Source organism: Paenibacillus sp. CAU 1782, from assembly GCF_054551715.1.
This window is the reverse complement of record NZ_JBTOLL010000006.1, coordinates 53891-72887: the sequence shown is the minus strand read 5'-3', so window position 1 is coordinate 72887 and position 18997 is coordinate 53891. Positions and strand designations below refer to the sequence as shown.

The 18997-nt window shown below is 52.2% G+C and carries 11 protein-coding genes; 9 read left to right on the top strand and 2 right to left on the bottom strand.

Annotated features, from left to right (window positions below; translation table 11 throughout):
* The first annotated feature begins 134 nt into the window (after nt 1–134).
* Together ACX93W_RS15160 and ACX93W_RS15155 are read left to right on the top strand one after the other, a co-directional pair.
* Complete coding sequence (locus tag ACX93W_RS15160; protein ID WP_459393217.1) at nt 135–950, top strand: polysaccharide deacetylase family protein; 816 nt, start codon at nt 135–137, stop codon at nt 948–950.
* A 95-nt stretch (nt 951–1045) separates the two neighbouring features.
* Nucleotides 1046–3388, top strand: coding sequence for an ATP-dependent helicase (locus tag ACX93W_RS15155; RefSeq protein ID WP_459393216.1), 2343 nt, complete (start codon nt 1046–1048; stop codon nt 3386–3388).
* Between the two features lie 59 nt (nt 3389–3447).
* On the opposite strand, the gene ACX93W_RS15150 is transcribed toward ACX93W_RS15155, so the two are convergent.
* A complete protein-coding gene (locus ACX93W_RS15150) occupies nt 3448–4548 on the bottom strand; it encodes a hypothetical protein (RefSeq protein ID WP_459393215.1) in 1101 nt (366 codons plus the stop codon).
* A gap of 74 nt (nt 4549–4622) precedes the next feature.
* Nucleotides 4623–6452, bottom strand: coding sequence for an arginine--tRNA ligase (argS, locus tag ACX93W_RS15145; RefSeq protein WP_459393214.1), 1830 nt, complete (start codon nt 6450–6452; stop codon nt 4623–4625).
* A 1167-nt stretch (nt 6453–7619) separates the two neighbouring features.
* Between argS and ACX93W_RS15140 the strand changes: the two genes are divergently transcribed.
* The 7 genes from ACX93W_RS15140 to ACX93W_RS15110 all read left to right on the top strand — a co-directional run bounded on the left by ACX93W_RS15140 (nt 7620) and on the right by ACX93W_RS15110 (nt 18972).
* On the top strand, nt 7620–8510 hold the full coding sequence (locus tag ACX93W_RS15140) for a carbohydrate ABC transporter permease (protein WP_459393213.1): 891 nt from the start codon (nt 7620–7622) through the stop codon (nt 8508–8510).
* A gap of 13 nt (nt 8511–8523) precedes the next feature.
* Nucleotides 8524–9360 (top strand): carbohydrate ABC transporter permease, encoded by an 837-nt coding sequence (locus ACX93W_RS15135; RefSeq protein WP_459393212.1) that lies wholly within the window; start codon nt 8524–8526, stop codon nt 9358–9360.
* Between the two features lie 28 nt (nt 9361–9388).
* Nucleotides 9389–11152, top strand: a complete 1764-nt coding sequence (locus ACX93W_RS15130; protein WP_459393211.1) for a sensor histidine kinase — start codon at nt 9389–9391, stop codon at nt 11150–11152.
* Nucleotides 11149–12783, top strand: a complete 1635-nt coding sequence (locus ACX93W_RS15125; RefSeq protein ID WP_459393210.1) for a response regulator transcription factor — start codon at nt 11149–11151, stop codon at nt 12781–12783. Before ACX93W_RS15130 ends, ACX93W_RS15125 begins: the two co-directional genes overlap by 4 nt.
* 154 nt (nt 12784–12937) lie before the next feature.
* Nucleotides 12938–14338, top strand: a complete 1401-nt coding sequence (locus tag ACX93W_RS15120; protein WP_459393209.1) for an ABC transporter substrate-binding protein — start codon at nt 12938–12940, stop codon at nt 14336–14338.
* Between the two features lie 90 nt (nt 14339–14428).
* A complete protein-coding gene (locus tag ACX93W_RS15115) occupies nt 14429–16423 on the top strand; it encodes a heparinase II/III family protein (protein WP_459393208.1) in 1995 nt (664 codons plus the stop codon).
* A 32-nt stretch (nt 16424–16455) separates the two neighbouring features.
* Nucleotides 16456–18972: a hypothetical protein gene (locus ACX93W_RS15110; RefSeq protein ID WP_459393207.1), complete on the top strand. Its 2517-nt coding sequence runs from the start codon at nt 16456–16458 to the stop codon at nt 18970–18972.
* Nucleotides 18973–18997: the final 25 nt, after the last annotated feature.

The following is an 18997-nucleotide window of genomic DNA, read 5'->3' as shown; positions in this document are numbered from 1 at the left end:
CTCTTATTGTAACATATTCAGCTTTTCAAACGGGACAGGTGACTGAGGATTGCGTTTATAGAAGTTGAAGGGCGTATCTGCCGCTCCTTTCATGGTATACTTGCACCAAAGCGAAAGTGAAGGGGAGACGGAACATGGGGACAAAAAGAATAAAATTTGACCTGTTTCAAGGCGGATTTCGGAAAGCGGTTGTTTTCAGCTTCGACGACGGACGGGTGCATGATCGCCGCTTGGTGGACATTATGAATGACTGCGGGTTAAGGGGAACGTTTCATTTAAACTCCGGATTGTTCGGAAAAGAGGGCTATATCGAAAAAAGCGAAGTAGAGGAGCTCTACTGCGGCCATGAGGTTTCCGCCCATACGGTAACTCATCCGTTTCTGCAGCAAACGCCAAACGAGCTGATCGTGGACGAAATTATAGCGGACAGAGCGGCGCTTGAAGAGCTGACAGGCCAAGTTGTACGCGGCATGAGTTATCCGTTCGGCACTTATGACGATCGGGTGGTTGGAATGCTGCCGGGTTTGGGTATTGAATATGCCCGTACCGTGAACAGCCACGGCGGCTTTCATATGCCCGAGGATCTGCTTCGCTGGCATCCGACCTGCCACCATAAGGGAATGGCGGAAAAAACAGAGGCCTTTTTGGAATCGGCTCCGCATTTTAGCTATATGGAGCTATTGTTTATATGGGGACACAGCTATGAGTTCCATGATGACGGCAACTGGGAGCTGATGGAGGAGACGGGCAAGCGGCTTGGCTCGCGTAAAGACGCGCCGCCGGTATGGCATGCTACCATGTCGGAAATCGCTGCTTATCGGAAAGGACTGTCGGATCTTCGCTTTGGCGCAAACGGCAGTCTTGTGCATAATCCTTCGTCTCTGGATTTGTGGATCAGCGTTGATGGGGAAGCCGTTCAAATCGGCTCGGGAAAAACGGTGAAGCTATAGCATTCCGAAGCACAGATTAGGCTCGGTAAGTCTAGGCACTGTAAGGAGTGCTTGGTACTGTAAGGTATACGGTCAGAAGGATGAAAGGGGAAGGCATGAAGGCTTTACAGACATTTTTGGATCGTAAAAAGTCGGAGCTGGGCGTGGAATTGAATCCGGTGCAGCAGCAAGCCGTGGAAGCAACGGACGGTCCTTTGCTGCTGCTTGCTTCCCCCGGCTCCGGCAAAACGACAACCCTGATTATGCGAATCGGGTATTTAATAGAAGGAAAAGGCGCGGCGGCGGAGCGAATCAAGGCAGTGACGTTCAGCCGCGCGGCCGCGCAGGATATGAAGGAGCGTTTTCGCCGCTTTTTTCCGGCGCTGCCTATGGTGGATTTTTCGACGATTCATAGTTTGGCGTTCGAGGTGGCAAGAGAGCAGTTGCGGGCCGAAGGGAAGGGCTTCCGGATTATTGAAGGGAGTGAAAGCGGGGGGCAAAGCTTTGACGCAAACGGAAACCCCGCGAACAAAGCGATGATTCTTCGCTCCTTGTTCCAGGAGACGGCAAGGGAAAAGCTTGCCGACGATCAATTGGAGGAGCTGTCGACGTTTATCAGCTACATCAAAAACAAGCTGCTCCCTCGGGACAAATGGTCGACGGGCAATTGCCGGGTGCCTCATGCGGAGACCGTCGCATTGCTTTATGAGGAATACAAAAACCGTAATCCCAGAGAGCCGATGCTGGATTTTGACGATATGCTGACGATCGCAAATGACGCTTTGGAGCATAATGCGGAGATGCTTCGCCGTTACCAGAGGCGTTATGATTATGTGCTGACCGATGAAAGCCAGGATACCTCGCTGGTGCAGCACCGCATTATTGAAAAGCTGGCGCGCGGCCATCGCAATTTGTGCGTCGTGGCTGACGACGATCAATCCATCTACAGCTGGCGGGGGGCTGAGCCGGCTTATTTGCTCCACTTCAGGGATGTTTATCCCGATGCATTAATTCTGTATATGGAGCAGAATTACCGGTCATCCCGTTCCATCGTGAGTCCGGCCAACGCGTTTATCAAACGCAACCTGAACCGTTATCCCAAAGAGATGTTTACGCAAAATAGCGATGGAGATCCCATCGTCTTTAAGCAGCTCGCCAGCTATCGCAAGCAGGCCAAATATTTGGCAAAGGAATTGCAGAAGGAAACGAAGCTGTCGGAGGCGGCCGTGCTGTTCCGCAACCAGTCTTCCTCCATTATGCTGATGAACGAGCTGGACCGCGCGGGTATTCCTTTTTATATGAAGGATGCGGATAATCGTTTTTTCTCCCACTGGGTGGTCGAGGATGTGCTGAACTTCATGCGTATGTCCTACACGGACAAAAGGCCGGATTTGCTGGAGCGCATCCATCTCAAATTCAAGGGCTACATCTCCAAACACCAGATGGCGGTATTAAAGGAAATCAACAATAACGAATCCGTCTTCGACAATCTGGTTCGTTTCGTGACGCTTAAGGATTATCAGGAAAAGCTGCTGATGGAGTGCAAGGATACCTTTAAGGAAATAAATGAGATGCCGCCGCTTCACGCCATTAGAGTCATCCGCGACCGTCTGGGATATGAGAAGGCGCTGGAGGGCATGTGCGAGCGGCTTGGCTTCCGTAAAGATTATTTGATTGGCATCCTGAACAGCTTGGAGGATATTGCGGAGGGTCTGGAGACGCTGGCTGATTTTGCGGCCCGCCTTAGTTATCTGGAGCAGCTGTTGAAAACGGCAAAAGGCCGGCGCGGCCAAAATGCCGTGACGTTATCCACCTTCCACAGCTCCAAAGGCCTCGAATTCGATAAGGTCTATATGGTGGACCTGATTGACGGCATTATTCCTGGCGCGGAGGACGGCAAGCGCGGCCCTGACGGCAGCCAGCCGCTTATGGAAGAGGCGGTTCGCCTGTTTTATGTCGGCATGACCCGGGCTCGCCATCATTTGGAGCTGATCGCCTACTCCAGCAAGGACGGAGAGCGGACAGCGCCTTCTCCCTTTATGGAAGCGGTGCGGACTATCGTTGAGCCGGAGCGTGTCTCTGCAGGAATGCAATTCGGAACCGATCGACACGGGGGCAAAAGAGGACTGGTCGGAGCATCCGCTTTATCGGATGCCGCTTCGCCCAAAGGCGTCAAATACGCTTCCGCCGCAGCCCGCGCGGCGGAAGCGGAGGATGGAGTAGCCCCGGTTAACCCGGACGCCATCACCGTCCGCTCCGGCCTGATTGCCGGCGCAGGTGTCCGTCACCGCGTGTTTGGACGCGGCGTGATAGAAGAAATCGGCGAAGACAGCATCCATATCCGGTTTGGCGACAAACCGGTAAAATCATTGTCTATCGCCATGTGCCTGGACAAAGGGCTGCTGGAGCCAATGGACGACGACTCCGATTCCATTGAATCGGAACAGCAGCAGGGGTGAAGCGGCGGCGTGGAGCCGCGTGGATAGCCGGCAGCCGCGCTTCCCCCATTCAACTCCACTTAAGACGTTGGCAGTAGACGGCTGGTCTCGGAAGGAATGCTGTCATAGAATGTTTTGACGGCAGGCATGGGGACATTTACTCCGGATTCGTCTTTGACCATCAATTGCTCCTTTGTCGAGGCAAGAATCTCGAGCAATCCGGAGATCAACTTTGCGGTAACGGAATCGGGAAAATCCTTCATTGTTTTCCCATAACTTTTTTTTACTTCGGCGTTCAGTTTTAATGTGGCTTGGTCATAGAGCGGGGTATTTGGCGTATTGGCATTTCCCAGATACGTATTCACATACATGTCAAACAGCTCTCGCACACTGCTCACTTCAGGAGTATCAGAATACCGCTGAAGAAACGACTCGGCCCGTAAAGCGCGTTCTGCCAATTCATCCCATGCAATCAGGAGGCCGCCATCTTTTGCATACGGTTTTTCGGCCTCTTTCCATTTAATTTCGATATATTGGTTCATCCCATCTGAAAGCCATCCCCCGAACTGCTGCTGATGGCTATAATCAATCAACGGCTGGTAAGTTCCTCCCGCTAGTCCGAGCTTGTATCCATCCATGGATAGCTGCAAAATAAATGCTCGAGCATCCTCATCCGGTATCCCAGCCGCTGCTTCCTCATCGACAGGCCATTGCAATTGGTAATGCTCCATCCCCCAATAGGGCAGCTTCTCATGATAACGGGTGCGAGTTTCCTCCAGGTTGTGCCCGTAGTAGGTCTGGAGCTCGCGAAGCATGGCGTCGGCTGTTTTGTGGTCAGCGTCCTGGATATGCCCGCTTATAAAATCAAGGATAGAAGCCGCAGAATCAGCTTCCTTAACTATGGCTTGAAGCTGATCCAACAGCGCAGCAGCTTCAATGACCGGACTCTCCGCTGGTACAACTGCGTCTACGGTATCCGTTCCAGAAGCATTATTTTCGGAACCTTTAACGCCGGCAGCGTCATTTTTAGAAATGGCATTGCGGGATTGTCCGGTATTGCCGGACTTTTCATCTTTAATTGTTGTCCCGGTCATGCTGCAGCCTGAGGTTGCCAATAAGGCTAGAATGGCGCCGCCTGCTACAAATTTCAGCCCCCAGTTTTGCCTAGAGAAAAGCTTCATCAATCGTCACACCCCTATCCATTTTTCGCTCTATTGGATGGACGATGCATGAATGACAAATGTTTCAAAATAAATCAAATTTCCTCTGGCGTTTTTAAGCCAAGCAGGTTTAGTCCCCGGCCCAATGTCTGGCCAACGGCGCGAACCAGCTTTATTTTGGACGCTTGTTCACCTTCGGTTCCCGAAAGCACCTTGATATGGTGGTAAAAGCGGTTGAAGGATTGGGCAAGATCCAGCAAATAACGAGCCAGCACGGAGGGTTCGTAACGGGATGCGGCCTGGATCAGCGCTTCCTCGTATTTGCCCAGCGTAACCGCCAAATCCCAGACATGATCATTGTCCATCAGGCTGTAGTCGGCAGTGGTAGCGGACGTCGTTGCGTGATTGGCAGCTGCTGCACCGTTGTTCATGGATGCAAGAGTGGAAGCGGTAGCCCCTTTGTTTATCAGAGCATCATCGGCAGTTGTCACGGACGTTAAGTCTACTGTGCCCGTCATGGCGGCATTTCCGGCTTTTCTGACAATGCTTGCCGTCCGGGCATACGTGTATTGCAAATATGGCCCTGTTTCGCCATCGAAGTTGAGCACCTCTTGCAAGGAATAGTCCACGTCCAGCGTGCGTGTATTTTTCAGATCGCCAAACACGACGGCACCTACGCCAATCGCTTCTGCAACGGCATCCGGATTAACCAGATTCGGGCTTTTGCTCTGGATCAGCTCTTTGGCGCGGTCGACGGCTTCGTTGAGTACATCCTCAAGAAACAGTACCTTGCCCCTGCGGGTGGACATTTTTTGCCCCTCCATGCGCATCAAGCCAAACGGAATATGCTTGCACTGGCTGCTCCATTCAAATCCCATTTTGCCCAATACGTGAAAAACCTGCTTAAAATGCAGCGCCTGCTCGCCGCCAACCACATAAAGCAGCGTATCTGCTTTCATCTCGTTGCGGCGGTACAGGGCAGTTGCAAGATCGCGCGTTGCATAGATGGATGTGCCGTTGGATTTAACCATAATGCACGGCGGCATGCCGAATTCCTCTAACCCTACAACCATCGCGCCGTCGCTTTCCTGAAGCAGTCCTTTTTCCTTCAGTTGATCCAGCACGGGCTCCATCTTGTCATTATAAAAGCTTTCGCCAAGATAGTGGTCGAACGAAACGTCGAGTCTATTGTATAGCTTGCGGAACTCCTTCAGGCTTTCGTCGACAAATCCGAGCCAAAGGCTATGGGCTGTGTCGTCTCCTTGCTCCAGCCGTTTGAACCATTCCCGCGCCTCTTCTTCCAGTTCCGGCGTGTTTTCCACCTCATCGTGAAACCGGACGTACAGCTCCAGATATTTTTTGATGGTGGAGGGAGCTTCATCCACGGCTCCGTTTGTGTTTAGAGGATTTCCGCCCCAGCGCAGCCAGGCCGTAATCATTTTGCCAAATTGGGTTCCCCAGTCGCCCAGGTGGTTGACGCTGATCGTTTCGTGGCCCGTTTCCTTCAAGATACGATACAAGGCGTTGCCGATCATCGTGGACCGTAGATGTCCGATGCCAAACGGCTTGGCGATATTGGGAGAGGACATGTCGATGATGACACGTTCGCCCTTGCCGATATCCGGTTTGCCAAAAGAGCTGCTTTCGATCTGCTCCAGCAAAGCGGAAGCGTAGTTCTGGCGTTTCAGACGGAAGTTGAGGTAAGGCCCCGCCGCTTCGGCGATCCACTCTGGATGAGCCAATTCTCCCGCCAGGTTCATGGCGATTTGCTGCGGGCTTTGTCTCATTGTTTTGGCCAGCGTAAAGCAAGGGAGTGCGGCGTCGCCCATTTCCGGGTTTGGCGGATATTCCAGCAGCTTGGCGATTTCGGCCCGCGACAGCGGTAGTTTCCCTTCCAGCGCCTCGGCGATTTGTTCTCTGATCATACTATAACCTCCTATATGGAATATGGCGTTGTACAACACGAAAAAGTAAATCCGACACACAAAAGCTAATCCGTGCGGGGCGAATTGGTCCGAACGTGTAGACTGCAATCCGCACGCAAAAAAGCCCCGTCTCTAGTCAAAGAGACGGGGCTGAACCCGCGGTGCCACTCTAATTATTCCGGGGCCAATAGCCTCGGAATCGCTCTGTGCGGTAACGGCGCAATGCCGGACCAACCTACGTGCAGCTGCGCTGTGGCGAGCAAGATTGCCGAGCATGGTCATGATCACTGCGCATAGGCATAATTACTATGCATAGGCATGATCACGATGCATGAATGCAATCGCGGCTATTTCGGAAAGTCATCTCCCGGGTCCTCTTCCTTTGTCGCTGGTTGACCGGCTCCCACCCTCCCGGCTCGCTTGGCAACGCCTGCGGCAAACTACTGTCCCGTTCGCAGATATTATTCATCATTATAAGGGTTTGGCAGAAGAAAGCAACTAGGGCGTGTCATAAATGTCTGGATGTAGGGGTTACCCGAAAAGTCAAGTGTAACGATTCATAGAACGAATCCCCTTTTGTCAAGATGGAGAACGACAGCTGCCTTTTGCCCGGCTAGCGGTCACCGATGACCGCTATGACCCCAAAAGGATGCATTGGCTAAAGCTAACGGTCGCCCGTGTCCATTAGACGCTCAAAAGCCGCGTTTTAGGGATGAAAATGAGCTTTTACGGTCATGGATGACCATTAAAAATGGACATTCTATCAAAACAAGGCTGTAACGGTCATGCATGTCCGTAACGTACGGAATGTCTGTAGCATACGGAATCTCCGGAGCGTGGGGCTAGCTTCCCGGTTCAGGCACTTCACAAAGACGCCGCTTACCGTATACAAGCCGAATCGGCAATCGGAATTTCCTTGTCCCACAATACCTTTACAGACTTTTCGGACAGCCCCAAAAATGGACCTGAATCGGTACAGCCGCAACAATAGTTGTTTTATCCCCCCTGCATCATGAATTGTCCCGTCCCGTCCATGAGACGCTCTCCTTTACAATGAAGACACGACATTAAGGGGTTGTTCAAAAAGTCCGCTTTCCATTACGCAACCATCTTCTCGGTACTGAAAAGCGAACTTTTCGAACAAGCATATTAAGGGGAGATGAGGGCATGCATAGAAGTAAACTCGGAGCTTATTTGTTTAGCTTTCCCAGCTTTTTTCTGACCGTGGCGCTAGGCCTGTATCCCATCGTTTGGGCGCTTCGATATATGTTTTTCGATTATCAAGGCTACGGCACGCCCCGGTTTATCGGACTCGACAACTTTGCCCGCGTGGCAAGGGATACGGAGTTTTGGCATTCTGTGGGGAATACATTCGTCTATGCCGGTGGCAAACTGATATTAACACTGCCCCTATCGCTCATTCTAGCGGTTATCCTCAATCGGAAACTGCGCGGCAGACATGTATTCAGGGCGATATTCTTCCTGCCAACCATTTTTAGCGCATCGGTTATGTCTATCGTATTTTATATCGTATTCAACTCGTATAACGGCGTTATCAATCAATATTTGATCAAGCTCGGCATCGTTTCTGCTCCGATTGACTGGCTGGGAGCAGGGATGGCGATGTTCACCACCATCATTATCGCGGTGTGGGGAGCGGTTGGCAACTATATGTTATTGTTTCTCGCCGGATTGCAAAGCATTCCCGAGGATATCTACGAAGCGGCATCGCTTGACGGCGTAAATCCCGCTCAACGGCTTTGGTACATTACGATTCCGATGCTGGGGCCAGTGCTTCAGATGATTGTTATGCTGGCGATTACGGTTTCCCTGAAAGGCTATGAAAGCATCATGGTACTTACAGAAGGCGGACCGTTCGGCAAAACAGAGGTTATGTATCTGTACCTGTACAAGATGTTTTTCCCGCTTACAACATCCGGAGCTACCGTACAAAATGTTGGTTACGGAAGCGCGGTCGGCTTTACAACGGCCGTTATCGTGGGCCTGATTACATGGATGTACTTCTGGATGTCCAAAAAGCTCAACAACATTTATTAAGGGGGAAACCATCATGTCCATTCGCAAATTCCTTCTCCGCGTACCGGTTTGGCTGCTGCTGCTGTCGACTTCCGCACTGATGCTGTTTCCGATCGTTATTGCGTTGCTGGGATCGTTAAAAACAAATCTGGAGCTTACGACGGGGGCAACTTTCTTGCCCTCCAAGTGGGAATTTAAAAACTATTTTACGGCATGGACGCAGGCTGATTTTTCTTCATTTACCTTCAACAGCGTGTTTGTCTCGGTGTTTGTTACAGTTGGCACGTTGCTCGTGGCGGCCATGGCCGCTTATGCGGTGGACAGGGTTGCCTTCAAAGGGAAAAAGATTTACATTTTACTGCAATCGTTTACCCTGTTTATTTCCATCGGAGCGGTGGTGCTTCGCCCGCAATTTGATTTGATGGTTTCCATCGGATTGCAGAAATCATTATGGGGTGTCATAATCATTCTCATCAGTGCGCACGCAACCGCCTTCTTTATGGTCATCGGCTTTTTCCGGGGCATTCCCAAGGAGCTTGACGAGGCTGCGCTGATTGACGGCTGCAATTTCTACTCCATCTTCTGGCGCATTATTCTGCCGCTGTTAAGGCCTGCGCTGGCTGTTGTGGCATTGTTTACCTTCAGAGGAGCCTGGAATGAATACATTTTGCCGCTTGTGTTCTCGCTGACCCGTCCCGAAATGCAGACGCTGCCTGTTGGTTTGGCAAGCTTGCGGTATGGAGCCGGCGCTGCGGTGGAAAACCAGCTGATGCTGGCCGGCGCTTGTATCTCCATCCTGCCGCTTTTGATCGTATATCTGTTCGCGAACCGCTCCTTCATGCAGGTGAACGTAGGCGCCGTCAAGGGTTGATCAATCCACATATAGAGGCGATGAACGGATGAAACGTTTTTTTCTGAAAATGTCGCTAAAACAGCGGCTCTGGGTATCGTTTGTTTTATTAACAGTTGTTTGCATATCCGCCACGGGAACTTATGTTTCCGTGTTTTTTTCTCATGAAATGGAATCGCAGGCGACCAAGACAAGCCAGGAGACGCTGAACAAAACGGCGCAAGTGCTGGATGAACGGTTAAAAAATATCGTGGTGCTTGTGTCAACGCTAATGATGGGCGAACCTTTTCAGCGAACGCTCAAGGACGTTCAGGGAAATAACGGAAAAAATTATTATTATCATCTTTCGCAAATGCAGACCTCCTTTGCCCAGCTCATGGTGGCGGAGCAGTCAATCGATACAGTGCTGCTGTACACGCCAATCGGAGAGTTTTATCCCACGGAGAACTCCCGAAGCGGACAAGACTTTAAGGATACGCTTTTATATGAAAAAATCGATTCCATGAATACTCCTTGGAGCATGCTATGGGTACCCGGCCACAAGGAAGAATTGTTTCGCAGAGGCAATCCCGTGGTAACGCTTATTATTAAGCCGCTGTTTGATAATCCGGTTTCATCAACCTATGTCATTGTGAATATTCGCGAGGAATATCTGGAGAAGCTGATTATGTCCACGATGAGCGAAACCAGCATCCATCAGGTTGTCCTTGACCGTAAAGGGCAAGGGGTATTGTCATCTGTGAGCAATCCTGCCAGCGACACTTCCCGCATTTTTGACCAAGCCGGCGATGAAAGCCGGGGCAATTTTGAATACCGAAACGCTGATGGCAAGCCCTATCTTGTCAACTACGCTGCGCTTGGCATGAACCCGGACTGGGTTGTGCTTGGCTACCAGTCCAAGTCCGAGCTGCTGGAGCCGGTTAGCCGGATGCGCTGGACGATTCTTACCATTATGGGCGCATGCGTCCTGCTGGCGCTTGTTATGTCCAGCATGCTGTCGGAGCTGCTGCTCAAGCCGCTGTTCAAGCTTCGCAATCTGATGATGAAGGTAGAGCGGAACAAGCTGGATGTCCGTTTCGAAAGCGCTTTTGAAGATGAAATCAGTCAGGTGGGACATAAGTTCAACCGAATGCTGGAGCAAATTCAGGAGCTGCTGGAGGAGGTCAAAGTTTCGGAGCAAGACAAACGCAAATCGGAGATCAAGGCGCTTCAAGCGCAAATAGATCCTCACTTCCTGTACAATACGCTCAATACGATTTATTGGAAAAGCGAGATGGAGGAGAGTCAGGCCGTTGGCGAAATGATTGTATCGCTGTCGCTTCTGTTCCGGCTGGGGCTGAACAACGGCAAGGAAATAACGACGCTGCGGCAGGAGCTTGAGCATGTGGAGCAATATTTGAAGCTTCAGGCGATGTGTTATCCCGATTTGTTCCACTATGAAATCAAGTCAACCGAGGACAAGCTGCTGTCCTATCCCGTTCTCAAAATTTTGCTGCAGCCTCTGGTTGAAAACTCCATCCTTCACGGTTTTCAGGAGCTGCCGCATCAGGGACATATTACGGTTGAAGCCATGGAGGTCGACGGCATGCTGGTGCTTGCCGTAACCGATAACGGGACGGGCATGGACGCCGCGCAGGTGGAGCGGATTTTGAACGGTCCCCCCGAACAGCGGACCAGCTATGCGCTGGCAAATGTCAGGTCGCGGCTCAAATTGTATTACGGGGACAGAGCCGCCACTCTGCTGCAAAGCGAACCCGGCGCAGCAACAACCGTCAGACTCACTATTCCCATTCATGAGGTGATTCAGGAATGAGCGCAATCCGAATGTGCATAATTGATGATGTAAAAGCGGTAATCGACGGTCTGTTAAAAAAGATTCCCTGGTCACAGCACGGCATCGAAATAGTGGGCACGGCCGGAAACGGGCAGGAAGGACTGGAGCTGATCAAGGAACGCAAGCCCCATATTATTATGACGGATATCCGCATGCCAAACCGGAGCGGCATTGACATGATCCGCGAATTGCGTGAAGGAAGCGAGCCCGAGGCCAAAGTGATTTTTTTCAGCGGATATTCCGATTTTGCTTTTGCCCAGGAATCGGTTCGGCTTGGGGCGTTTGATTATTTGGTCAAGCCGTTTACCTCCGCTCAAATTCTGGAGGTTGTGCTGCGGGCAAAATCGCAGATCGAGGCGGAGCAAATGGAGCGTACGGACCGAATGGAGCTGGAGCGCAAGGTGAGGGAAAGCTTGCCTTATTTGAGACAGGAATATTTCCGTTTACTCATACGTCATGGCGAGCTGCCGGAGCGTGCCAGCGAAAAGTGGGATTTTCTTGCTATTGATATGGAGAAAAGCGGCTTTGTCGCCATGATCGCGCAGATTGACGGCCTGATGGATGAAAATGCCCGTTTATCCGTGCGAGAGGTGGAGATAACCCGGTTTGCGGTGCAAAACATTATGGAGGAGACGTTCCGCAAGAGCACAAAAGGCATTATTTTCAGAGAGCATCTGGGGCAGTTTGTGGTCTTGCTCAACCTGAAGGATGAAAAAGAGGTGTTGACGCTTGCGGAGGATCTCCGATGCAATGTAAGGCAATACGCCAAGCGGGAGCTATCGATTGGAGTAGGCGGGCCAGTGTGCGATATCGGCGACATTCCGTTGTCATACGAGCAGGCGAAAACGGCGATCAGCTATCAATTTTACTCCGGCAGCGGATGTATTATTCCTTACAGCGACATCGTCAGCCAGTCCCATATTACTCCCCAATATTCGCCGGAAAAGGAAGTGGAGCTCCTTTATTGCCTTCGGTCGGGAAACCGAGAAGGCGTTGAAAAGCTGCTGGACAGCATTTTTGAAGAATGCCTGCGTTACCCGGCTCCCCCGGACCCGGATGTCATGACCAATCTGTTCTATGGCTTGGCGTTTTCCATCTATCGTGTCGTAGCCGAAAAAGCGGACGACAAACAAAGGTTGTGGCTGGATGAGCGGCTAAGCGGCATCAAAAAAGGAAGGTATTCCTCCACTTCGGACCTGATTCAGGATGTGAAGAAGATTGGATTAACGGGCTGCGAATGGGTGCAAACGCGGCAAAAAAGCAGCGTAGGGCAGTTGATTCACCAGTCTCTGAGCTATATCGCCTCGCGGCTTGGCAGCGACTTGACCGTTCAGGAATGCGCGGGAGCCGTGCATCTCAGCCCCAGTTATTTCTCCAACCTGTTCAAAAAGGAGACCGGCATGACCTTTATGCAATACGTCACATCAGCCCGCATGGACAAGGCGAAGGAACTGCTGCTGGAGGGCATGCAGGTGCAGGATATTACGTTCGAGCTGGGCTATAAGGACCGGCCTTATTTTACCGAGCTGTTCAAAAAGCATACCGGATTAACGCCGACGGAATTCCGCGGCAAATACGGGCAATCCTCACCTCAGGGAGAATCAGAGTGATTTTGCCCTCCCTAAATCGTAACTTTGTCCTTCATGGGCACGAGGGGTTCGATGCTACAATGAGGTCAGCAAGAAGGGCTTGACCGATGCTCTCGCGAGAATGCTGCGGGCTGCCGAGAGGCCCACGCTTGTCAAACAAAGGGAGGTTAGACAGATGAAAAAAAGAATGCTTGCACGTAGCTCGTTTCTGATCTGTTGCTTGCTGGTGACTGCGCTTACACTGGCGGCTTGCTCCACAAATAAGGGATCCGATCCGGCGCCTGAGGAAAGCGCGGGTTCGACTGCAAAAACAAAAATCGCTTATTGGACAGCGGACCGGCACGATATGGATTATATGCAGAAAAAAGTGGATGAATATAATGCGACCAATACAGATAATATCGAAGTCGAAATGAAAGTAATGGCCGATAACTACAATCAGGCAGTAGAAGTAGCGTTTGCGAGCAACCAGGCTCCCGACGTGCTGAAAATTTACGATTTCCAAACTTATGTTAATAAAGGCTACCTGACTCAGCTTGACGGTTTGCTTAGCGACGAACTGATGGCGAAGTTTGACGGCTTGCTGGTTGATAACGTTTACAAACTGAACGGTAAAGTGTATACGCTACCCAATACCGGTCAGTTCTGGCGCTTGCTCTACAACGTGGATTTGATGGAGAAAGCGGGATATTCCGAACCTCCGAAAACGTTGGATGAAATGGTAGACGCAGCTAAGAAAATTACGGAACAAGGCAAGGCTGAAGGCATTTACGGCTTTGCAAGCAATTTCAAATCCGGCTCAGGCTTCACTCGCCCGGCTTTTGCCAGCGGCACGCTTGATTCGGAAACAAGCCATGAAGGATTCAACTTCCAAACGGGAGAATTCGACTTTGGCATGTACCGCGACATTAGCGAAGCGCTTCGTCAAATTAAAGTAGACGGCAGCTTGCTGCCCGGAGCCGAGTCCCTGGATATCGATCCATTGCGCGCGCAATTCGCCCAAGGTAAAATTGGTATGTATGTGAACCACTCCGGCGAGCCTGCGGTATATTCCTCGCAGTTCCCGACCGACATTAACTGGTCGACTGCGCCTGTACCAACAAAAGACGGCGTGATTGACGGCGTAACCTGGGTTAATGCAACGGGTTATGTAGGCATCAGCGATAAGTCTGCAAATAAAGAAGCGGCAGCCAAGTTTGTTGAATATCTGTACAGCGAGGATCTGCGTGTAGACTATCAAGAAAAAGGTCTTGGTTTATCGGTACTGCCATTCGTTAACGAAAAAGCCGGCAAACCGGAGCTGAAAGGAATCGACGGATTCCTGCCGACTCAATACGACGGCATCTATCCGGCAACCCCTCTTTCCATTACAGAAACCAAGCTGGAAGGAAAGAAAGCAGCTGATCTGTTTACGGAGTATATTTTGACCGGAAATCAGGATATTGAAGCCGTTATCTCCGATTTGAACAGCCGTTATGGCAAGGCGCTTACTGCCGCTCGTTCCGAAGGCTTGACGGATATTAAAGCCGATCCTTCGTTCAGCGCCAAAAATCTGCAAGGCACATTGGGCAAATAAGCAACAGGGATTACCAATTATAATGTCTAGTCAGGAGGCTGTCCCCTTGGGGCAGCTTCTGCTGCTATAAGCAAACCGGAGAGGGAGAGGATGGGGGCAGTGGCAAACTACTTGTTTTTTGAACCCGGACAGAGAGAGGCATGGGGGGCGGACTTCGCCAAGACTTTTCCTTCGCAAACAAGGAAAGCCATAAATGAGGCGGATCGTTGGTGCCAAGGCGGAGAAATCGTATGGAAAAATATGAATATCGATCTGGGCACGCCGATCAATTGGCTGCACAACCCAACGGGAGACAAGGAATTTACTTGGGGAATCAACCGCTTCAAGCATCTTCGCTCCCTTGGCATCGCCTATGCCTGTACCGGAGATGAGAAATACGCCGCCAGGGCGCTGGAGCATATCCTGGGCTGGATTGAAACGCAGCCTTGCCCCCATGGCCTGCCTGCCGAGGAGTTGACCTATTTCCAAAGGCCGGGTCCCTGGCGTCTTCTGGAGGTAGGCCTTCGCCTTCGCCAATGGACTTATGCCTATCATTTCTTCGATGGATCGGCTAGCTGGAGGGAGGAAGGGAGGTCGCGTTTTCTTGCATCGGTCAAGGAGCATGCCCACTTCCTCGCCGACTACAAAGCCAGCATCGAAATCAACCATTCCATCATGCATATGATCGGTCTGCTCAGCGCTGCGTTAACCTTTGCTTCCTGGGAGGAGAGCGGCGAATGGACCAAAACGGCCGTTCAGCGGCTGGAGGAATGTATTGCCGTGCAGGTGCTGCCAGATGGCGTGCACGCGGAATTGACGCCCCATTATCATATGGTGTCTCTGGAGCTGTTCGTCGATTGCGCGGTAATGCTGAAGAAACGCGGATTGGCTTTTTCGGAGCGTTATGAAGGAATATTGGCCGGAATGGCCCGGTTTGCTTATTCTATGAAAAGACAAGACGGCAGCATGGCTCCGTTCGCGGATTCATTCGCCAATCAGCCGCCGGATCTCAATGCCGCGGCTTTGTATTACAAACGTCCCGAGCTGCTGCTGCACGATCAGCTTCACGAACAGATGTGGACGGTGGGGCCGGAGGCCATTAATGATCTGGTCGCGGCGGAAGGAGCCGAGGCGATCTCGGGCGGTCCGCTTGTGGAGCTGCCGTTTTCATTCCCGCATGCAGGTTATTACGGCCTTGGCGGAGGCGGCCAGCAGATGATTTTCGACGCAGCCGCGCTGGGCGGTCCGCATGGACATGCCGATGCTTTGTCCTTCGAGCTGTGTGCGTTTGGCGAAGCGCTGTTTGTTGATCCCGGAACGTACACGTACATGGAAAATCCGTGGCGGCGTTATTTCAAAAGCACCGCTGCTCACAATACCGTTCTTGTCGACGGACAGGACCAGACGCCATATGTGCGCACGCAGCGTTGGGGCACGCCTGAAGCCTCCGTTAACCTTATCCGTTGGGAGCCGGAGCAAGGTTTGATCTGCGCGGAGCATGACGGCTACGCGCTGCGCGGAGTGAAGCACCGGCGGGCCGTCTGGTTCCTGGACAGCGGGGAATGGGTCATCCTTGACCGCCTTGCGGCGGAAGCCGGAGCGGAGCATGTCTATCAGCACAGACTGCATGCCAGACTGCTGGACTGGGTAATCAAGCCGCTGGAGCTAGGTGTGGATGGTTCGCCAGGGTTAGGAGTTGGCGACAGCTTCGGCGTGGACGAGAGACCGTCGGGCGAAGGCTCGGCGGGGACCGGATGCCCGCAAGCTGCCTGCTACTATGCGGACGGAAGCGGCCTGGAGGCAGGGGCGGATCAGTCTCCGCTGCTGCAAGGCTGCGAGCTTCTTTTGTTTGGTCCCCGCGGCATGGAACTGGATGTGGAGGATAGCTGGGAGTCGGTGCATCAATTGACCATGACTCCGCTCAAGGTCGTTCAGGGGTTGACGACTTCATCGGAAGGGACCTGGTTTGCAACGGTGATCAAGCCTCATACCGGGGACAAGGCTCTGGAGCCTTCCCATTGGGGAATTTTGAAGGACGAAGAAGGCAACCCGGTGCTGACTTTAAGAAGGAACGGCGAGGAGAAGCGGTTTGTAATGCCCCAATAAATAGGCCTGGTTAAGGAGAAGGAGCGGAGAGAATGGACAAGCAAAGCGGCTTTTTGACGCATTATCTGGTTTCGGGTCCAAGAATCAGTCCGTTTGACGGGTACGCCAATCAGGGTCAAAACGGTATTGAATACGAGCAATATTTGAGATCGCTGGTTGCCGACAGAAATCAGGACCTTCCTGTCCGCGCCGAGGACATTGCTTTGGGCAAAACAAGCAAGCTCGGGAAGCCGTGGGACTATTTGTATCCCTGCAGCGGTTTTGTGAACGTCAGCCATTTTGCGCTAACGCTTGGGAAGGTGGAATTGCTGGCTTCGACCGTCCTGCTCGTCGAGGAAGACCTGGACGTTGCCGCCTTGCTGTGGACGTATGCGGCAGTGGATGTGTGGCTGAACGGCGAAAAGGTTGTTTCGGTGCAAGAACCCGTCTATAAGCCGATTAGCAAGACGGAGATGACGTTTAAGCTGCGCAAGGGTGAAAATATAATTGTATTGTCCTTGCAAAATCTTGCGGTGCGGGATACCCGCAGTATCTTCGGCATTCAACTGCTGGAAGGGCTGGATCAGGTAACGGCTGGCGTGCCTGATGCCGCGGCTGCCGCTCCGTTCCTTCAGCTTGACCGCTGGCTATCGGGTCTCGGGTTTAAGGATGGTCGGCTTCTGCTTCCCCGAAACCCTCCATGCAAGGTGTTTTTAGCTTATGGCGAAGAAGCGGCCGGTGGCCAGGAGCTGACGGACATCATTGGAGCGGCAGGTGCGGCCCTTGACGAAGTTGCTCCCGACAGGGACGGGGCTGCCCCCGACAAAGCTGCCCCTGACGAGGCTTTCCCAGTCGAAGCTGCCGGAAGCGCTTCGGTTGCGATAGAGATTGACGGAAATGCTGCATTTGCTGTTGTCTACGGAGTAATCGGGGAGAAAAAGCTAAGCCGCAAAATCGAGCTTCTCCAGAACCAACGTCCCGTTTACCGTGCAGGGGCCGACCATGAAACGGTCAGGAACGAGCTATTCCGCGAGCTGGCGCAAATTGGGTCGGAGGCTGAGTTCAAGCCGCTGCGCTTTGGCCTGTTTTATGTGCTGGCGCGCTGGAATCTTGGGTTGAACGCTCCATGCGATGAACAGCATATCGGACGGGCGCTCGGTCAAATCGAGCAGCGCGAGGATTGCTCGGATTTTTTCCTGGCAGGTTTGCTTCGCCTAATGGAGCAGCATGACTTGCCAGAGGAGCTGGAGCAGCGGGCGGAACGCGCGATTCTGAACTACCGGTATTGGATGACCGAGGAAGGCTCCGACGCCATGTGCTTCTGGAGCGAAAACCATGCGCTCATGTTTTATATTTGCGCCTATATGGCAGGAAAGAAATATCCGGACCGGCATTTTGCAAGATCGGGACGAAGCGGCGTTGAGACCCAAGCCGTTGCTTTGGGCAAAATCCGCGAATGGCTGGAAGACGTGGAGCGTTGGGGATTCGAGGAGTTTCTTAGCGCCGACTATATGTGCGTTACGCTTGGCGCGCTGCTTAATGTGGTGGACTACATGGAAGTTGAGGAATCGAACCGGGCTTCGGCGCTGATCGACGGCATGCTGAATGCTTTTGCCCGCCATACGTTCAGAGGTTCCATTATTGCGCCTCAAGCCCGCATTTATCGCTCGGTCATCCTGCCGTTTACACAGGCAGCACAGTCGCTTATGCATCTGTTGAATCCGGAAATTCCTGCTGGAAACAGCGAGTGGCTTGTCTTCCTGATGAACAGCCGCTATCGTCTTCCTTATTCCGCCAGCGAGCTGATGGATCAACCGCTGGAGGATGCATACCGGACAGGGAACGCTTTGGTGAAGCTGAACAAACAGGAACGGTACATGCTGACTTCGGTCCAATCGCCGAGATGGGACGAATCGCAAGTATTTTGGGATAATATCAGCTTTGACGAAGATGTGGACGTAGAGTCCAACGATTACGTGAAGTCGTTTAACGAACGGTTTCACGGAACTACCCGATTTGAACCCGGCGTGTATGGCTATCAGCAGCATATGTGGTATGCGGCTCTTGACAACGACACGGTCATCTACAGCAATCATCCCGGCGAGCTTGCCGATGACGGGGGCATGAGACCCGGCTATTGGTACGGCAACGGCATCATGCCGGCCATCCGGCAGGAAGGCAGCGCGTTAGGCGCCATTTACGAAATCGCGGACGATCATCCTGTTGCGTTTACGCATTTGTTTTTCCCGGAAGACAAGCTGGACGGCTTTGAACGGGACGGGAGCTGGCTTTTCGCCCATAAGGACGGCGGCTACATCGGCATCTGGTGCAGCGAAGAGCTGACGCCTCATGACGATCGTTTGTTCCATTGCGAATACCGGGCGTATAACAGGCTGTCCGCGTATTATTGCAAGCTGGGTTCACGGGAGGAGCACGGGGACTTCAAGACTTTCCGGGAGACATGCAAGGGGCTTGCGCCGCAGTTTAACCGCCGGACGATGGCATTGGAGACGACCGATGGGTACAAGCTTTGTTTTGTCCGGAGCTACAATAAAACGCAATACGTATAGAACGTTAACCACGGGAGGATAACAA

Coding starts and splice junctions, on each gene's coding strand:
- ACX93W_RS15120 (WP_459393209.1), top strand. CDS start 12,938: ATGAAAAAAAGAATGCTTGCACGTAGCTCGTTTCTGATCTGTTGCTTG.
- ACX93W_RS15115 (WP_459393208.1), top strand. CDS start 14,429: ATGGGGGCAGTGGCAAACTACTTGTTTTTTGAACCCGGACAGAGAGAG.
- ACX93W_RS15155 (WP_459393216.1), top strand. CDS start 1,046: ATGAAGGCTTTACAGACATTTTTGGATCGTAAAAAGTCGGAGCTGGGC.
- ACX93W_RS15135 (WP_459393212.1), top strand. CDS start 8,524: ATGTCCATTCGCAAATTCCTTCTCCGCGTACCGGTTTGGCTGCTGCTG.
- ACX93W_RS15125 (WP_459393210.1), top strand. CDS start 11,149: ATGAGCGCAATCCGAATGTGCATAATTGATGATGTAAAAGCGGTAATC.
- argS (WP_459393214.1), bottom strand. CDS start 6,452: ATGATCAGAGAACAAATCGCCGAGGCGCTGGAAGGGAAACTACCGCTG.
- ACX93W_RS15150 (WP_459393215.1), bottom strand. CDS start 4,548: ATGAAGCTTTTCTCTAGGCAAAACTGGGGGCTGAAATTTGTAGCAGGC.
- ACX93W_RS15140 (WP_459393213.1), top strand. CDS start 7,620: ATGCATAGAAGTAAACTCGGAGCTTATTTGTTTAGCTTTCCCAGCTTT.
- ACX93W_RS15130 (WP_459393211.1), top strand. CDS start 9,389: ATGAAACGTTTTTTTCTGAAAATGTCGCTAAAACAGCGGCTCTGGGTA.
- ACX93W_RS15110 (WP_459393207.1), top strand. CDS start 16,456: ATGGACAAGCAAAGCGGCTTTTTGACGCATTATCTGGTTTCGGGTCCA.
- ACX93W_RS15160 (WP_459393217.1), top strand. CDS start 135: ATGGGGACAAAAAGAATAAAATTTGACCTGTTTCAAGGCGGATTTCGG.